The sequence below is a fragment of the Pseudohongiella spirulinae genome (assembly GCF_001444425.1).
GTDB classification, from domain to species: domain Bacteria; phylum Pseudomonadota; class Gammaproteobacteria; order Pseudomonadales; family Pseudohongiellaceae; genus Pseudohongiella; species Pseudohongiella spirulinae.
Map to the genome: position 1 here is coordinate 413854 of NZ_CP013189.1, position 16381 is coordinate 430234.

Here is a 16381-nt window from a genome sequence, read left to right on the forward strand (position 1 = left end):
ATGTATCACCTTTTATTGGAGTTTCTGATTCTGGCAATAGATAGCAGGCGTTTTTTCATTCGCTCGCCGATAGCTTTTGGGGAAAACTCCATGGCTATGGTTTGTTTAGCGTGTTCCCCTATTGTGCGGGCGCGTTCCGGGTTGCCAGCCAGCTTTGCCATTTCTTCAGCTGCATGCCCGATGTCGGGTATAGCCCAGAATTGATCAGCATCATAAGGCCCGTAATCCTTGTTCAGACGCTTTAACTCGTATTGAATTGCCACACAGTTGTCTGCGCGCATGTATTCTGTGTTCCCCGACCAGTTTGTCAATAGTGCCACTTTACCCATGAACATGGCCTCAGCCGGCCCATATCCGAACCCCTCCGAATGGTGCAGTGACACGTAACAGTCGGCACAGTTAATCAGTGAATCTGTTTGCGCACGATCAAAGTGTTTGTCTATCAATATAATGTTCCGGTAATCAGCAATGCACTCCTTGAGTATCTTTATACTGGATTGATCAGCATTGTTTATCTTTACCACCAGACATACACTGGAATCATCAGCGTCGAATGCTTTCTGAAAAGCACGGATGGAACCAAAAGGATTTTTGCGCTGCGCGATACTGTGAGTGTCGAACATGCTTACAAACACAAAAACATGCTCCTCTATACCAAACCAGTCGCGTGGATAGCGTCTGGCACCTTGCATGTCGACATCAACGATATGCGGAATTGTGATCACGGGAATCGGCGATTTCTCAGCGATCGCGGAATTGACAAATGCCGAGGGTACCCAGATCTCGTCCAGCAAGTCGAAACTGCCGAGCCAGCGGTCGGGGAACTCCTGCATTTCCCACGCCCAGAAACCGATATTGTATTTTCCTGCGAACTTCGCCATACCTATGTCGGCCATGGCTGCGCCTATATGGTCTGCGTTAATGTGGATGAGATTAATCTCGTAAATGGGCTCCCGGATTTCCTTATGCTGCCACTGAAGGTTGTCCATCTTTGATGGATTGCCCCGCTCGTAGTTGATGATGCCGAAGGGAATCCCGGCTGCTTGCAGGCCGGCTGCGTTGCCTCTGGCTGCCTGCCCGACGCCCATGCTGGCGCGGATATATGCAACCATGTTGACGCCCGGCCCCAATGATTGATCAGATCGTATTGGTAGTTCGGCCAAGGAACAGTCTTCGCGGTTCAGTGGCAGGTTCGGATTGTAATAGGGGTCGCCCTCTTTGAACTTGTGCCCCCAACGCTGCCACATGCTTTTTTCGTCTTTACCGATTGGTTTGCTCTTGCGACTGACACTTTCGTGATGAATCAGTTTGCTGGCTGGCGTCCAAATGTTCCGAAGGCCAGCATCCAGACAGCGAAGACATAGATCGATATCATTACCTACGATCGGCAACTTTTCGTCGAACTGGCCCAGCTCGTAGAATCTGTCCCGACGGATCAGGAGGCAGGCGCCGGTATTGGCTGAAACCTCCCGGTCGCATTGATCCAACTGTTGATAAATACCCTTGCCAGGTAACTGCCTGTGAAACAGATGGCGTGCACCGCCCCCATGGTCGACCAGGAAAACGCCGGCGTGCTGAATTGATCCGTTTGGGTACAACAGCATTGCCCCGACAGTTCCGACATCGTCTTTCAGCGCATGGTGAACCATGTGATGCAGCCAGTCTGCGTGAGTTATTTCAATATCATCGTTAAGAAACAGCAATAGCTCACCGGTACTGCGATCTGCCCCAGTGTTGTTGAGGCGGGACCAGTTAAATGGCTCATTGCATTCAATGACCAGGGCACTATGTTGCTGAGCGTACTCAATGCCTTCTGGGTGTTTCCCTCGGCTGTTGTCCAGTACAATGACTTCCAGTTCGGGGTAATCACTGTTCGCCAGTGTGTCGAGGCAGGGTTTCAGATAAGTAAGATTGCCTGTAGTAGGGATGATTATCGAAACTCTGGGTCGACCTTCAATGGCTGGCTGCGTCGGTCTGGCGTTTATCTCATTGGTCATGCTTTTGGGAGGCATGGTATCCGACCAGAGCATGCTTGCGATGCGTACAACCTGGTCCTTGTAGATCGCAGGTGCCAGTTCGCACAATAACGTGTAAGGCCAGTCGTCAGTAGTCTGCACCGTTGTCTCGTTTTTCAGCAGGCGACGATGAATGGCAAATGTGTCCCCAATATAATTTTGGGCAGCGAGCAGCTCCGGCGACCAGTGCCAGGTGAACCATGGTGCTGATCTGCGCCCGTCAGAATGGACGTGGTCGTGATCACAATATAATAAGGCGACCTGCTCGCTGGCATGGTCAACAAGGGATTGCAGGTAGTTCTTTTGTAGAATTATCCCTGGACGCAGGGGAATAAGGTACGAGAAATTTTCGTCCAGCGCCTCGGGTAGGGTCTGAAAATGATGTGTCGTCAGGCCGGCGGTGTTGTAGTCAGTCATGTCAGCAGAACCAATTAGAAACAACTGCCAGTTGTTTTCAGTCTGCGACGTGAGTGAGTTGAGTGTAGCTGCCAGATCGCCCGGCCGGGCACGATCGAAATCGGCGGCATTCAACAACACAGCCAGAGGTGCTATCGGTTCATTCCGGCGGTATTGTCCGGTATTGGTTGCAAACGCTGCCGACTGCTCCAGCCAGCGGTTATAAACCGTTACAGGATCCCGGTAAACAAAACCGCGTTTGATTTCCAGTGTATTCTGCAGATCGTCATGAATGTGCAAGGTCAGTTGATGGCGGCCAGTTTCAAGAGTGTCGGTGTCAATCAGCATAGTGAAACCGATTCGTTGAGCGTCACCGAGGGTTGCATAGTGGATTGGCTGGGTGATAGTGCGCAGTTTGAGAGAGTCCAGCGCAACCTCGATTTTTGTTACCCGGTGCGGTGACCACGCCCAAGCCTGCACGGTAAATGGTGAACTGTATACCTGGCTGTTATCAGCGGGCAGGACGATATCTGCGTTGATGGCGTTTGGGGTGTCAACTGTTGTGACGTGACGGGGGCGTTGCGCCAGTAGGTGATTTAGTCTGTGCCTGAGATACCTGTAGGGTGCCATTGCGCGCCAGGAAAACGAGTTGAGGATCTCACGCAGATCCTGATCAAGTTGCTCGTGTGCAAGGTTGAGGTCAGTATGCGCAGACTGCAAGTATTGAAATTCCTTTTGCAGTCGGGCAAGTTGAGACTGGAAATCCGCCTGCTGTATTTTCATGGCATCATGAAGTTGCTTTACCTGCTGGTCGCGTTCCCCGATCAACCGGTGAGCCATTTTCAATTCATCGTGCATATTGTTCAGTGCCGGTGTCTGGTCAATCAGACCCATAACAGCGTTAAGCTGCTCTCCAGTCCAATGCAGGCGCCACTTGTCCAGAACCCTTGCTCGGGCGTCGGCAATTATGTGGCCGGCCTGATAGCGCTGTGCATGTTCTTCCAGCATGGTCTGAGAGTCACCGCCGATCCGGTAAAAAGCCCCCGTATAATCCAGCAATCTGAAAGAGGTCAGTTCGGCGCACTGCAGCCAGAAGTCCCAATCCTCATAAACTGATAGAGATTCGTCAAAATGGCAGCCTTCATCAATCAAACTGCGATGAAAAAGTGCCGAATGAATGGGGATGAAGTTGTCTCTTCGCAGTGCAGTGATGTCAAATGGCACGGCGATCACATCATCTGTCGGGTTGCCGTCAGGATCAACCTTGCATGTGCCGCTGTAGACTACGCGGCTCTCCTTGTGATTGTTGGTGCCTTCGATTAATCGAGCGATATGATCATCGGCAATCCAGTCGTCGTCATCAAGGAAAAGCAGGTATTGTCCCGTGGCCGCATTGAGCCCGGCGTTGGCCGCTGCCGGGCGATCGAGGTGATTTTTGCTACTGACAAAAGTGATTTCAACGTGTGTGTCAAGGGTGGTCGGAATTTCGGTTGCTTCGCCGCTGGCATCTACAAGCACCAACTGAATTATCGGCCATGACTGGCGATTAACAGACTCCAGCGTTCGAGCCAGGGTGTCACGAAACAGCGTTCTGCAAATAACAGAGACTTTCGGTTTTGTTGTATACCTGTCTGCGGTGGTCATTCGTTCACGCGTTCAGCCGATTAATGAGCGCGCCCAGAACTTCGGCTATAAAGTCCAGGAAAAGGGTGTCCAGCTCCGCCGTGAAATATTCCTGTGAGTGATTGCCAATCACCAGCAAGGCCAGCAGATCACGATGATAAGTCACCGGGCACAGGGCAGCAGAGCGAAGGGGCGTGGCAGTCGACGGAAACAGCACTCTGGAGGCAGCTTTATCCAGCGCCTGAGTAACAACCTTCTTGCTGCGGAAGACTGCAGGGAAGGCGGATTGCAGTTCGCCGGCTACTTCAGGTGTGTCAAGAACGATCAGCCGACAGGCGTCAATGCCAGGCTGCGTGCCCAGACTGGACTCGGTCACACTGCACAAGTGAGTTAAATCGTTTTCTTCCAGCAGCATTAAAACAAGATTGCGCGTGACGCTGAACAACTGATCATTGTAGCGTGCGTTTTCCAACAGTTCGTTTAATGTGTGACGTGACTCAATGCTGCGGTCGCGTAATATTTTAACTTGACGTTCCAGTAGCGATATGGCTTTGCCGCTTTCATGAGGAACCGTCATATCTGCCAGCAGGCTGTCACGGTCAGTAAAAAAATCCGGATGATTTTTCAAGTAGACCGCAACATCATCGGCATTCAATTCCGGGTTGCTGATTGCTTTGGCCGATTTAACGTCTGTTGCCATGTGCGGTTTCCTGGTCTGCTGTGATGGTTAATTTTATGGTGCCTTCGAAAACAGATTCAGCAGGTCCGCTCATCAATACCGGATAGCCTTCGCCCTGCCAATTGATATTGAGTGAACCGCCGCGAAGTTCGACATGAACGGTGTGATTGAGCAATCCCGCCCGGATTCCACAAGCCACGGCGGCGCAGGCTCCTGTGCCGCAGGCCAGCGTCTCGCCGGCGCCGCGCTCATGCACGCGCAGGCGAATATTGTCACGATCGATTATCTGCATAAAACCCACATTAACACCCTGCGGAAACGCAGAATGTGTGCACAGTTTGGAACCCAGTTCGTGGACCGGTGCCTTATCGCAATTATCAGTCAGCAACACGATGTGAGGATTACCCATGGATGCCGCAAAAAAACGAACTTCTTCTGGCAACTGCAAACTGTATTCGAGGGCCGGTTCGGCGGAAAAAGGCAGTGATTCAGGGTTGAAGTCGGGCTCGCCCATATCAACCCGGTATTGATGATCGCCGTCATCGTGTAATTCCAACAGGCGGTTTGCGGTTTGTACACGAACCGGTGCGTTGGCAATCAGGCCGCGCTCCAACACATAGCGGGCGAAGCAGCGTGCACCGTTGCCACAGTGCTCAACTTCGGTGCCATCGCCATTAAAAATGCGATAGGAAAAGTCTGCATCCGGTCGTCGGGGCGCGTCGATAACCAGCATCTGGTCGAAACCAATGCCCAGGTTACGATCACTCAGTTGGCGAATCTGCTCGGTGGTCAGATTGACCGGATGAGAAATCATGTCCAGCACCACAAAGTCGTTGCCCAAACCGTGCATTTTGGTAAACGGCAGCGTGATGACGCCTTCCGGCTCCGTCGCGGCAGGGCGTCTTTCGCGGCCATTGCGAGGTCGGTGCCTGTGGCGTGAAGAACGTTGCTTTTGCTTGCTCATGAGATCAGTCCGACAATGTGCTTTCCAGGCTCAGTTGATAATCGATAGTCTCACGTTTACGCACCACTGTCGCCTGATTGCCATCCACCATCACTTCTGCCGCGCGGTTGCGGGTATTGTAATTGGAACTCATGACAAATCCGTAGGCTCCGGCGGAACGGACTGCCAACAGATCCCCGGGGGCGATTTCCAGCCAGCGATCTTTGCCCAGAAAATCACCGGACTCACACACCGGTCCCACAATGTCGTAGGCATGACCTGTATGCTGACCGGCCAGTTTCAGCTTGACTGGCTCTATGGCCTGCCAGGCGCCATACAAGGCGGGTCGCAGCAGATCATTCATGGCGCCATCGACGATAGCAAAATGTTTGTGATCTGTATGTTTCAGAAATTCCACACGGGTCAGCAATATACCGGCATTTGCCGCAATAGAGCGGCCGGGCTCCACAATCAGCTCAAGTTTGCGGTCAGCCAACCGGGCCTTGACAGCATCAATCAGCTCATGTGGCGCGGGTGGCTGTTCATCCTGGTACACCACTCCCAGGCCGCCGCCAATATCAAAATGTTGCAACTCAATACCGTGCTCAGACAGTTGATCGATCAGCATCAGAACCCGGTCTATGGCATCCAGATACGGTGCAATACTGGTCAGTTGAGAGCCGATATGACAGTCGACACCGGTCACATGAATATTAGGCAAGGTCGCGGCGTGCTTGTAGACATTCAATGCCTGGGCAATGTCGATGCCGAACTTGTTCTCTTTAAGCCCGGTGGAGATATAAGGATGCGTGCCAGCGTCCACGTCCGGATTGACCCGCAGCGAAATCGGGGCGCGCATGGACAAGCGGCCGGCGACGGCATTAATACGCTCCAGCTCAGGCTCTGATTCAACGTTAAAACACAAAATACCCGCTTTGAGCGCCTGCTCAATCTCCGCCTCGGTCTTGCCCAGGCCAGAGAAGATTACTTTGCTGGCTTGCCCTCCGGCGCGCAAGACCCTTGCTAATTCGCCACCGGAAACAATGTCAAAACCTGCCCCGGCGCGCGCCAGGATATTTAATACCGCGAGGTTGGAATTGGCTTTGACGGCGAAGCAGGTCAGGTGCGGAATATCGCCCAGCGCCTGCTCATATGCCCGCAGATTGTCTTCCAGGGCTGCTCGGGAATATACGTAGCAGGGGGTTCCGAATTGGTCTGCGATCCGGGACAGAGGCAGGTCTTCAGCAAATAGCTCGTCGTTCTGATAGTGAAATGGTGTCATGAGTTCCTGATTCGGGTGGCGCCGACAGATAAGCGGACTGATCTTCCTGGATAGGCAGGGGACGTTGCAGCGGCCCTTTCTGGCCACATGCCCCCAGCAGTGCCGCAGCCACTGCCAGGGCAAGCCCTGTTTTTAACCTTACCGGTGACATTCTGAAAAGTCCTGATCTGTCTGATTTGGATAATGGTGAGCGATTATAGCGTGTATTGAGATGCTAACCCAAATGGCTAGTCGTTTGCCCCAACTGGATATGTCAAAGTTCGGGTCTGGAAAATAATCACAAAACAAAGGTATGCTAGGCGTCCAAGGTGTGAGACATGACGGCATCGACAGAAGGGAGAGCGCGGGTGCGCATATTGCTGATCGACGACCATGACCTGTTTCGGGAGGGGCTTAAGTATCTGCTGCATGTGCTGGACGATAAAGTTCAGTATTACGAAGCGGGTTCATTAAACGAAGCGCTGCGCCTGGCAGAGCTGTCACCCTTCGATCTGGTCCTGCTGGACTATTACATGCCGGGTGTAAACGGTATGGAGGCGTTGGATAAGTGCCGGGAAATCTTCGAGAGTGCGACCCTGGTGGTGGTGTCCGGTGAAGAAGACCCCCGGATCATCCGCCAGACTATTGACCAGGGAGCCTCTGGTTATATCCCTAAATCTTCGTCGCGCGAGAGTCTTGTGGAGGCACTGCGTCTGGTCCTGTCGGGCGGTATTTATCTGCCGGGTAGTGCCTTGAAACCGCTTTCGCAAATGCAGGCTCTTGATCAACTGCAGCAAATGGCGGCTCAAAGTGATGTCATGATCACCCAGCTATCGCGACGCCAGTTCGAAGTGTTAATGAAGGCAGTTCAGGGCAAGTCAAATAAGACTATCGCCAAAGAATTGGAGATTTCTGATCATACGGTAAAAGCCCATTTGTCGGTTGCGTTTCGTGTATTAGGGGTGCAAAACCGCACAGAGGCCGTTTACGCGACGGCCAAATTGGGAATTCAGCCTGATCAGATCGCCCGCTATGAGGAGGTGGTCGGGTAGTGAGCGCCTTCTCCCGGCGCCTGGCATTGCTGGACTATATTGCGGGTTTCGCGCCGTTTGAAAGCGCTCTGGATCGCAGTCAGGCAAGCCGGGCAGTAGAGTCGCAGCGAATCCGTGCCGCGCAGTCGGAGAAATCACTCTGGCTGATTCTGATCACCGGGGCGGTTTACCTGTTTGGACTGTGGGATGAGGTTGCCAGGATGAATCTGGCCGTCTGGGTCGGTTCCATCATTGCGCTGGCAATCATTCGGGTTCTGGTCTGTCACCGGATCGTGGCCAGGCTGGAACAGGCCGGTGTGTCAGAGTTGTATCGCAATGAAATCACGCTGTTTTTCACCTCGCTGCTTAGTTGTCTCGCTGTCGGTTCTGGTGTCTGGTGGATAGGCCTGGATGCCAATCTCCGTTCCGGATTCGCGTTGATTCTGCTCACCCTTATTTATGCCATTGGTACAACCACCAACTCCTCGTTTCATTCCAGGGGCTTCCCGTTTTTGCTGGTCGCCAATCTAGGCCAGGTGCTGATGTTCTTGTTGTTTTTTCTCCAGTCTCCGGAATTCGAGGGCGCCGTGGCGGTCGCTGCCATCATGTTCCTGTTGACAGAATTTGCCCGGCGTAATGCAGAGGTTTTTGCGGAGTCGATTCGCATCAGAGATGAAAACCTGGCTCAGAATGCCAAGCTGGAGAAGGACAAGCTTATTATTGAGAAAGCCCTCAATCTGGCTCGTAAGGCAAACGAGGAAAAAAATCGTTTTATGGCAGCCGCCAGTCATGATTTACGTCAGCCGCTGCACGCGATGACTCTGTTTCTGGGCAGTCTGCGGCATCTGAGTACTGATCCGCGCATGATCGAGCTGGTCGATAAAATTGATGAAACCAGCACTATTCTGCATGAGCAGTTTAACAGTCTGCTGGATTTGTCGAAGTTCGATGCCGGCGTGGTGGCAGCCGATGTCACCGAATTCCGGCTGGATATTATGCTCAAGAATATTGCTGATGCGGCAAAACAGGAGGCAGAGCAAAAAAATCTGGCTATCCATCTGTATGTCGCCCCGGTCACTGTTCGTTCAGATATGCTGTTGATGGAACGAATGCTGCGCAACCTGGTCGTGAATGCAGTCCGCTACACCGAAAAGGGTGCCATCAGTATTCAGACTCGGCGACTTCGTCACGGGCTGGTAGTTTCCGTTATTGATACTGGTGTTGGCATCGAACTGGCGGATCAGGAGCGGATATTCCAGGATTACTACCAGATCAGTAACCCGTCGCGCAGTAAAGGCAAAGGCTCCGGCCTGGGTCTGGCCATTGTAAAGCGCATCGCCTCATTGCTTGATCTGACGGTGAGTCTGAAATCAGAGCGCGGTGTTGGCAGCAACTTTTCAGTGCTCATACCCCTGCGCGCCATCGTTGAAGAGAGTCCGAGAAGCGTTTCAACAGAGTCCGTGATACGCCCTGATCATTCCCGTCTGCAGAACCGGGATGTGCTGGTTGTGGATGATGACGAATCGATTCTGGATGCCTTGACCGTGTTGCTGCAGACATGGGGCTGTCATACCACGCGTGCGACATCGTCCGAGCAGGTTGATCGACTGATGAGCTCTGGCGGGCGTTTTGATCTGGTGCTGTTGGACGATATGCTGGATAACCAGTTGAGTGGGCTTGATATCGCCTTGCGGCTGGCAGATATCATGCCCAGAGAGCGCATCATTATGGCGACAGGCAATGCCAACAGCACACGGCTGGGTCAGATCCGTGACGCCGGTTTTAATGTGCTGGTCAAGCCGGTGGACGCCAAAGACCTGTTGGAAGCACTTGTGGATGGGCTCAATGACCCATCTGGCTAATGGAGTGTGCTTAGTGCCTGTGTCAGAATCCCTGCCATGCTGAAAACAACATCGGACGTTGCGGAGAGGATGGATCCTCTCCTGACAGCAGGGTTCTCAAGACGTCACCGTTGCTGCAAAAGAATCCGGTAATTAGCAACCGCTGCCAGTACTTGCTGAGGGGCCGTTCCGCCAATGTGATTGCGCGCACCAACTGAGCCTTCAAGGGTCAGCACCTCGAAAACATCCTCAGTTATGCTGTCAGAGAACTGCCTTAGCTCAGACAGTGACAATTCGCTCAGATCTTTGTTCTGCTGCAGACCATAGGCTACCGTCTTGCCGACAACTTCGTGCGCATCACGGAAAGGCATGTCCTTTTTCACCAGATAGTCCGCCAGATCAGTAGCTGTTGCATATCCCTTTTTCGCGGCCAGATACATGTTTTCCTTTTTGGCCGTGATGGCCGGTACCATGTCGGCGTAGGCTTTCACGCAGTCGAGCAATGTGTCCAGCAGATCAAACAGGGGTTCTTTGTCCTCCTGATTGTCCTTGTTGTAGGCCAGCGGTTGTGACTTCATCAGCGTCAATAGCGCAATCAGGTGGCCATTCACTCGTCCGGTTTTGCCGCGCACCAGCTCTGGCACGTCCGGGTTTTTCTTCTGCGGCATGATAGATGAGCCGGTGCAGAATCTGTCGGGCAGATCGATGAAATCAAACTGGGTCGAGGTCCACAGTACCAGCTCCTCAGAGAATCGCGACAGATGAGTCATCAACAGGCTGCCACAGGCGGCCAGCTCGATGGCAAAATCACGGTCACTGACAGAGTCCAGCGAGTTGCGACTGGGCATGTCAAAACCCAGTTGCCCGGCAGTAAAGTGCCGGTCAATCGGAAAACTGGTGCCTGCCAACGCGGCGGCACCCAGCGGCGACACATTCAAGCGTTTGCGACAATCCAGCAGGCGGCTGTAGTCCCGATCCAGCATTTCATTCCAGGCCATCAGATGATGACCAAATGTTATCGGCTGGGCAGTTTGCAAATGGGTAAAGCCGGGCATTATAGTGGCCGCTTCGCGTTCGGCCAGGTCCACCAGGGCGTATTGCAGACGGGTCAGTTCAGAGGCCAGCACATCAATTGCATCACGCACAAACAGGCGGATATCGGTGGCCACCTGATCGTTTCTTGAACGACCTGTGTGAAGTTTTTTGCCCGTTGGCCCGATGCGTTTGGTCAGCTCTGACTCTATGTTCATGTGCACATCTTCAAGAGCCACAGACCAACTGAACTTGCCGTCACGTATGTCGGCGCGGATGCTCTCCAGTCCGTCGATAATCGCCTGGCATTCAACGTTCGTGAGGATGCCGGCCTGCTCAAGCATGCGGGCATGGGCCAGCGAGCCATTGATATCCTGGTTGTACATGCGCTGATCGAAATTCACCGATGCGGTAAATCGTTGCACAAACTCATCGGTCGGCTCGGAGAATCGCCCGCCCCATAATGTGTGTGAATTCTGCCTGGCGGGATTGTCTGACTGGCTCATGGTAATCACCTGCATTGGAAACAGCGGCGGATTATAGCACGGGGCCTGCACGGGGCGCATTTGAGCATGATTTGGCGTAGAATGGCGTCTGACATTTTCTGAAAAACGGACAGACCGGAAACGATATGAGTTCGAATGTGATTCGCATAGCAACCCGCCGCAGCCCGCTGGCGCTGTGGCAGGCCGAGTATGTGCGCGATGAGTTGATGGCACGCAATCCCGATTTGCAGGTGGAGTTGGTTGGTATAGCAACCCGGGGCGACAAGATCCTGGATACTCCGCTGGCGAAAATTGGTGGCAAGGCCCTGTTTGTGAAAGAGCTGGAAGTGGCCATGTTAGAGGGTGAGGCTGATATTGCCGTGCACTCAATGAAAGATGTGCCCATGGAGTTCCCTGACGGTCTGTTTCTGCCGGTCATCTGTCCGCGGGAAGACCCGCGTGACGCCTTTGTCTCGAACCACTATGCCAGTGTGGAGGAGCTGCCGCAGGGCGCCCGAGTTGGTACCGCCAGTTTGCGCCGTCAGTGCCAACTGAAAGAGCGTCGCCCGGATTTGCAGATTGGGACCTTGCGGGGCAATGTCGGCACCCGTCTGGGCAAACTGGACAGCGGAGAATTTGATGCCATTGTGCTGGCAGCCGCAGGTCTGTTGCGACTGAAGCTGGAGTCGCGCATTGCCCAGTTTATTCCCGATCAGCTCTCCCTGCCGGCCGGTGGCCAGGGCGCTGTGGGTATCGAATGTCGCAATAATGACCAACGAGTGATTGACCTGCTGAGTCCGCTACACGATCAGGATACCGCTGATCGTGTTTTGTGCGAGCGTGCCATGAACCGCCGATTGCAGGGTGGCTGTCAGGTGCCAATCGCCTGTTATGCCGAGCTGCAGGGAGATGATCTGTTTCTGCGTGGATTGGTCGGCGAACCGGACGGTAGCCGGGTACTGCGCACAGAACAGCGCGGCCATCGCAGCGATGCGGAGGCAATTGGCATTGCGGCGGCGGAAGAGTTGCTGGCGCAGGGGGCTGACAAAATACTGGCAGAGTTATACGCTGAGCAATAGGACTCCAATAGTAAGAGCGGACTGACAATGAGTGGAGATCAACAGCTTGCTGGCCTGACTGTGTTGCTCACTCGCCCGGCAGGGCGTTCTGATAGCCTGGCGCGCGCAATTGAGCAGCGGGGTGGTCGGGTCTGCGAAATGCCGCTTATCGAAATCGAGCCGGTCTCTGAGCCAGAGCTGCACGAGCAGATCAAAGCCCGGATTATCGATCTCGATAGATATGAGATGGCCATTTTTGTCAGTACCAATGCCGCCCGCCTTGGCATGGAGTGGATCGACAGCTACTGGCCGCAGTTGCCCAAAGGTTTGTCGGCTTATGCGGTTGGGCCAACGACCGCAGAAACGTTGCAAGCCTTCAGCTGGCCAGTCTATTGTTCTGACAAAGGAGTGACCAGCGAGGATCTGCTGGCGTTGCCGGGACTAAAAAATATTCACGGCCAGCGGGTAGCGCTATTCCGCGGCGTAGGTGGCCGCGAACTTATTGCAGAAACACTGCGTGAGCGAGGGGCGCAGGTCGACTACATTGAGTTGTATCATCGCCACACACCCGACTACACAAGTGATGCGGTGGCGGAAATGATTACTGAATGTCATGTTAACGCTATAGTTGTGACGAGTGCACAGATTCTTGATGTCTTGCTGCACTCGCTGCATCACAAGCTGGACGTGGTGCAGACCATACCGTTGCTGGTGCCTTCAGAAAGGGTGCGTCAGCGTGCTCTGGATGCGGGTCTGAGTCGTGTGATCACGACAGGTGGTGCCAGCGACGAATTTATTTTGCGCAGTCTCAATGAGCTGGTTTTGACTGCAGGGTAATTGACGATGTCCAAAGAAGAGCAAGGCAAGCCTGTTGATACATCTCAGGTGTTGAACGAAATCGGTCGGCTGAATCAGGCGCCCAGACGGGCATCGCGCGTACCGGTCTGGCCGTTGTTGTTGCTGTTTATGGTGGTACTTGCCCTGAGCGCTGGCGGCGGCTGGTTTGTCTATCAACAATGGCTTGCGCAGCAAAGTTATGAACAGACGTTTACGCAATTACGCGAGGACAATCAGCTGCTCAGACAGCAACTGGCTGATGCGCAGCAGGCAATGGATGCGGATTTCGAGGCGCAGCTGAACCGAATGCGTGACAGTGAAGCGGTGTTGCAGCAGACACTGGCTGATGTGGATGCGGCTGAGCAGCGTGACGAGCAGCGTCTGAATCGTCTGCAGCAGCAGATCAGCCGCGATATGCAGGACGTGTCTGGCGTAGTGACTGCGCTGCAGGGACAGGTGGCGAACCTGCAACGGCGCGATTTGCGTTGGTTAAGTGCCGAGGCGGCCTATCTGATGCGGCTGGCGCAACGCAAACTGGTCATGGAAGCTGATGTGGCGTCGACACTGCTGCTGCTCAATACCATTGATGAGCTGCTGGCGCAGCAGGAAAGTGTCCTGGCCACCACCGCACGGCAGAATGTACAACAGGATATCCGCGCGCTGCAGGAAACTCGCTTGCCCAATAGAGTTGCAGTCGCAGAACAGTTAATTGCACTGGGCGATCGCCTGCAACAATTATCTTTCGCTTCGTCTCAGCAGGACGCCTATGTTGATGGTGTTCAGCAGCAATGGCAACAAGGGCGGACGAGTGTCGACGGTGTTCAGCAGAGCTGGCTGAATGCCGCTCTTGATCTGCTGCGGACTGTATTCGTGTGGCGCGAAGTAGATCGCAGCCAGCCGGCCTTTCTGCAGCCGGATCAGGAACAATTGCTGAAACAACAGATGATGCTGCAACTGGAACAGGCACGACTGGCAGTGGTGCAGGCAGATGAAGCGATGTATCAGCAGGCGTTGCGGCAGCTGGGCAATGTCATCACCCGTTATGTGGATGAGGGTAATCCCCGGGCGCAGGCAATGCTGGCCGAACTTGAAACGCTCAATCAGGCACAGCTCAGCGCAGAGCTGCCTGATTTGAGCGTCACCGCCAGCCTGATCAACCAACTGGCTTCGGCTTCCGCTGCCGCGGACAGTCAGGAGTAAAACCATGAAGAAGACCTTCTTTCTGGTTTTGCTTGCACTGGTGGCCGGCGTGGCTTTGGCCATCCAGCTGACCCGCGATCCCGGCTACATCCTGATCGCTTACGGCAACCACACCTTCGAAACCAGCCTGTTTGCTCTATTGGTTGCGGTGATACTGCTGGTGGTGCTGTTCAAGCTGCTCGTCAGCTTGCTGAGGTGGTTGAACCCGATGCGCTGGTTCAGATCCGGCGACAGCGGCCGTCTCTGACCCCCTGTTAAATTCAGTGGTTGTCCGCGTGCCGGCACAGAGCGGGGCGGCATCCGGCCACAGCGCAGCCCAGGATTTCCGGCGCTGCGGAACTCGACCTCGCGGCTGCGCCGCTCGGGACTCAGACAGGCCTCGCGCTTGATCGGAAATCCTGGGCTGCGCTAAGCGTGGCCTGAATGGATGCTGCCTCGCTCTGTGCCGGCACGCTCAATCGCTGGAAGTGGAAGGGGGGTCAGAGACGGCCTCCGTCCCCAGGGGTGTTCAGATGCCCAGCTGATCCCACAGGTCGTCGATGCGATTTTTTACGTCTGCGTCCATGGTGATTGGCGTGCCCCATTCGCGGTCAGTTTCGCCTGGCCACTTGTTGGTGGCGTCCAGGCCCATCTTTGAGCCAAGGCCAGAAACCGGTGAGGCAAAGTCCAGGTAGTCGATGGGGGTGTTGTCGATCAGCACCGTGTCGCGCGTTGGATCCATGCGGGTGGTAATTGCCCAGATAACATCGTTCCAGTCGCGGATGTTGACGTCTTCATCAACCACGATCACAAATTTGGTGTACATGAACTGGCGCAGGAAAGACCAGACACCCATCATGACGCGCTTGGCATGGCCGGCATACTGTTTGCGAATGCTGACTACGGCCAGGCGATAGGAACAGCCTTCTGGCGGCAGGTAGAAGTCGATGATTTCGGGATACTGTTTCTGTAGAAGCGGCACAAATACTTCGTTTAATGCCACGCCCAGCATGGCGGGTTCGTCTGGCGGCCGGCCAGTATAAGTGCTGTGATAAATCGGGTCTTTGCGGTGAGTAATTTTTTTGACCGTAAATACCGGAAAGCTGTCAACTTCATTGTAATAACCGGTGTGATCGCCGAAAGGACCTTCGTCGGCCATATCACCAGGCTCGATGACGCCTTCCAATACAAACTCGGCGCTGGCCGGTACCTGTAAATCGTTAGTCAGGCATTTTACAACCTCTGTTTTGCTGCCGCGCAACAGGCCAGCGAAGGCGTATTCAGACAAAGTGTCCGGGACAGGTGTCACAGTTGCAAGTATGGTTGCAGGGTCAGCACCAATGGCAATTGACACCGGGAAGCCTTCGCCAGGGTGTTTGAGCTGCCAGTCGCGGAAATCCAACGCTCCGCCGCGATGGGAAAGCCAGCGCATGATCAGCCTGTTTCGGCCGATCAGCTGCATGCGGTAAATGCCCAGATTCTGTCGTTCTTTTTCCGGCCCACGTGTAATCACCAGTGGCCAGGTGACCAGTGGTCCGGCATCGCCCGGCCAGCAGGTTTGTACGGGTAACTTGAATAGATCGACATCTGATTCGTCGATCACAACTTCCTGACAGGGTGCATTCTTGCGGACATTAGGTGCAATATTCAGCACTTTTTTCCAGGTGGGCAGATTCTCCCAGATATCACGCCAGCCTTTCGGTGGGGTCGGTTCTTTCAGGAAAGCCATCAGTTTGCCGACATCACGCAGGCCTTCAACATCTTGCTGCCCCATGGCCAGCGCAATGCGGCGCGTATTGCCAAACAGATTACCCAGCAGGGGAATGTCTGATCCTTTCGGATTCTCAAACAGCAAAGCCGGGCCGCCAGCACGCAGGGTGCGATCACAGATCTCGGTTATCTCCAGCACCGGATCCACTGGTACCGTGATCCGCTTCAGCTCGCCCTCAGCTTCCAGTAGCGCAATAAATTCCCGAAGATCTTTGAATGCCATAAAGCCAG

12 protein-coding genes and 2 pseudogenes are annotated in these 16381 nt (G+C 54.1%); 7 read left to right on the forward strand and 7 right to left on the reverse strand.

The window, feature by feature from the left end:
* Window positions 1-5 precede the first annotated feature (5 nt).
* The 5 genes from PS2015_RS02070 to lptM form a co-directional block, all read right to left on the reverse strand.
* Window positions 6-4055, reverse strand: coding sequence for a glycosyltransferase (locus tag PS2015_RS02070; RefSeq protein WP_058020609.1), 4050 nt, complete (start codon window positions 4053-4055; stop codon window positions 6-8).
* Window positions 4056-4059: 4 nt separating this feature from the next.
* Window positions 4060-4734: a DUF484 family protein gene (locus PS2015_RS02075; protein ID WP_058020610.1), complete on the reverse strand. Its 675-nt coding sequence runs from the start codon at window positions 4732-4734 to the stop codon at window positions 4060-4062.
* Window positions 4718-5584 carry a diaminopimelate epimerase gene (dapF, locus tag PS2015_RS02080; protein ID WP_211271221.1) on the reverse strand — a complete coding sequence of 289 codons (867 nt, stop codon included), beginning with the start codon at window positions 5582-5584 and terminating at the stop codon, window positions 4718-4720. The genes PS2015_RS02075 and dapF overlap by 17 nt, the downstream gene beginning before the upstream one ends.
* Before the next feature lie 97 nt (window positions 5585-5681).
* Window positions 5682-6938: a diaminopimelate decarboxylase gene (lysA, locus tag PS2015_RS02085; RefSeq protein ID WP_058020611.1), complete on the reverse strand. Its 1257-nt coding sequence runs from the start codon at window positions 6936-6938 to the stop codon at window positions 5682-5684.
* Window positions 6898-7089, reverse strand: a complete 192-nt coding sequence (gene lptM / locus PS2015_RS15990; RefSeq protein ID WP_082627908.1) for an LPS translocon maturation chaperone LptM — start codon at window positions 7087-7089, stop codon at window positions 6898-6900. Before lptM ends, lysA begins: the two co-directional genes overlap by 41 nt.
* A gap of 166 nt (window positions 7090-7255) precedes the next feature.
* Between lptM and PS2015_RS02090 the strand changes: the two genes are divergently transcribed.
* The 3 genes and pseudogenes from PS2015_RS02090 to PS2015_RS16000 form a co-directional block, all read left to right on the forward strand.
* Window positions 7256-7969 (forward strand): response regulator, encoded by a 714-nt coding sequence (locus PS2015_RS02090; RefSeq protein WP_082627909.1) that lies wholly within the window; start codon window positions 7256-7258, stop codon window positions 7967-7969.
* Window positions 7970-8721: 752 nt separating this feature from the next.
* A pseudogene (locus tag PS2015_RS15995) lies at window positions 8722-9354 on the forward strand (sensor histidine kinase); the annotation flags it as partial.
* A gap of 105 nt (window positions 9355-9459) precedes the next feature.
* Window positions 9460-9810 (forward strand): annotated as a pseudogene (locus PS2015_RS16000) (response regulator); the annotation flags it as partial.
* A 104-nt stretch (window positions 9811-9914) separates the two neighbouring features.
* Here the strand turns inward: PS2015_RS16000 and argH are convergent.
* Complete coding sequence (argH, locus tag PS2015_RS02100; protein ID WP_058023096.1) at window positions 9915-11327, reverse strand: argininosuccinate lyase; 1413 nt, start codon at window positions 11325-11327, stop codon at window positions 9915-9917.
* A 125-nt stretch (window positions 11328-11452) separates the two neighbouring features.
* Here argH and hemC point away from each other — a divergent pair, with 125 nt between their 5' ends.
* Genes hemC through PS2015_RS02120 form a run of 4 tightly spaced genes read left to right on the forward strand, consistent with a single transcriptional unit; the run spans window position 11453 to window position 14648 of the window.
* On the forward strand, window positions 11453-12385 hold the full coding sequence (gene hemC / locus PS2015_RS02105; RefSeq protein WP_058020614.1) for a hydroxymethylbilane synthase: 933 nt from the start codon (window positions 11453-11455) through the stop codon (window positions 12383-12385).
* 27 nt (window positions 12386-12412) lie between these two features.
* A complete protein-coding gene (locus PS2015_RS02110) occupies window positions 12413-13201 on the forward strand; it encodes a uroporphyrinogen-III synthase (protein ID WP_058020615.1) in 789 nt (262 codons plus the stop codon).
* Window positions 13202-13207: 6 nt separating this feature from the next.
* Window positions 13208-14401 (forward strand): uroporphyrinogen-III C-methyltransferase, encoded by a 1194-nt coding sequence (locus PS2015_RS02115; protein ID WP_058020616.1) that lies wholly within the window; start codon window positions 13208-13210, stop codon window positions 14399-14401.
* Window positions 14402-14405: 4 nt separating this feature from the next.
* Entirely contained in the window at window positions 14406-14648 is a 243-nt protein-coding gene (locus PS2015_RS02120) for a heme biosynthesis HemY N-terminal domain-containing protein (RefSeq protein ID WP_058020617.1), read from the forward strand.
* Window positions 14649-14909: 261 nt separating this feature from the next.
* Here PS2015_RS02120 and ubiD read toward each other — a convergent pair whose 3' ends face one another.
* Window positions 14910-16373, reverse strand: coding sequence for a 4-hydroxy-3-polyprenylbenzoate decarboxylase (gene ubiD, locus PS2015_RS02125; protein WP_058020618.1), 1464 nt, complete (start codon window positions 16371-16373; stop codon window positions 14910-14912).
* Window positions 16374-16381 lie beyond the last annotated feature (8 nt).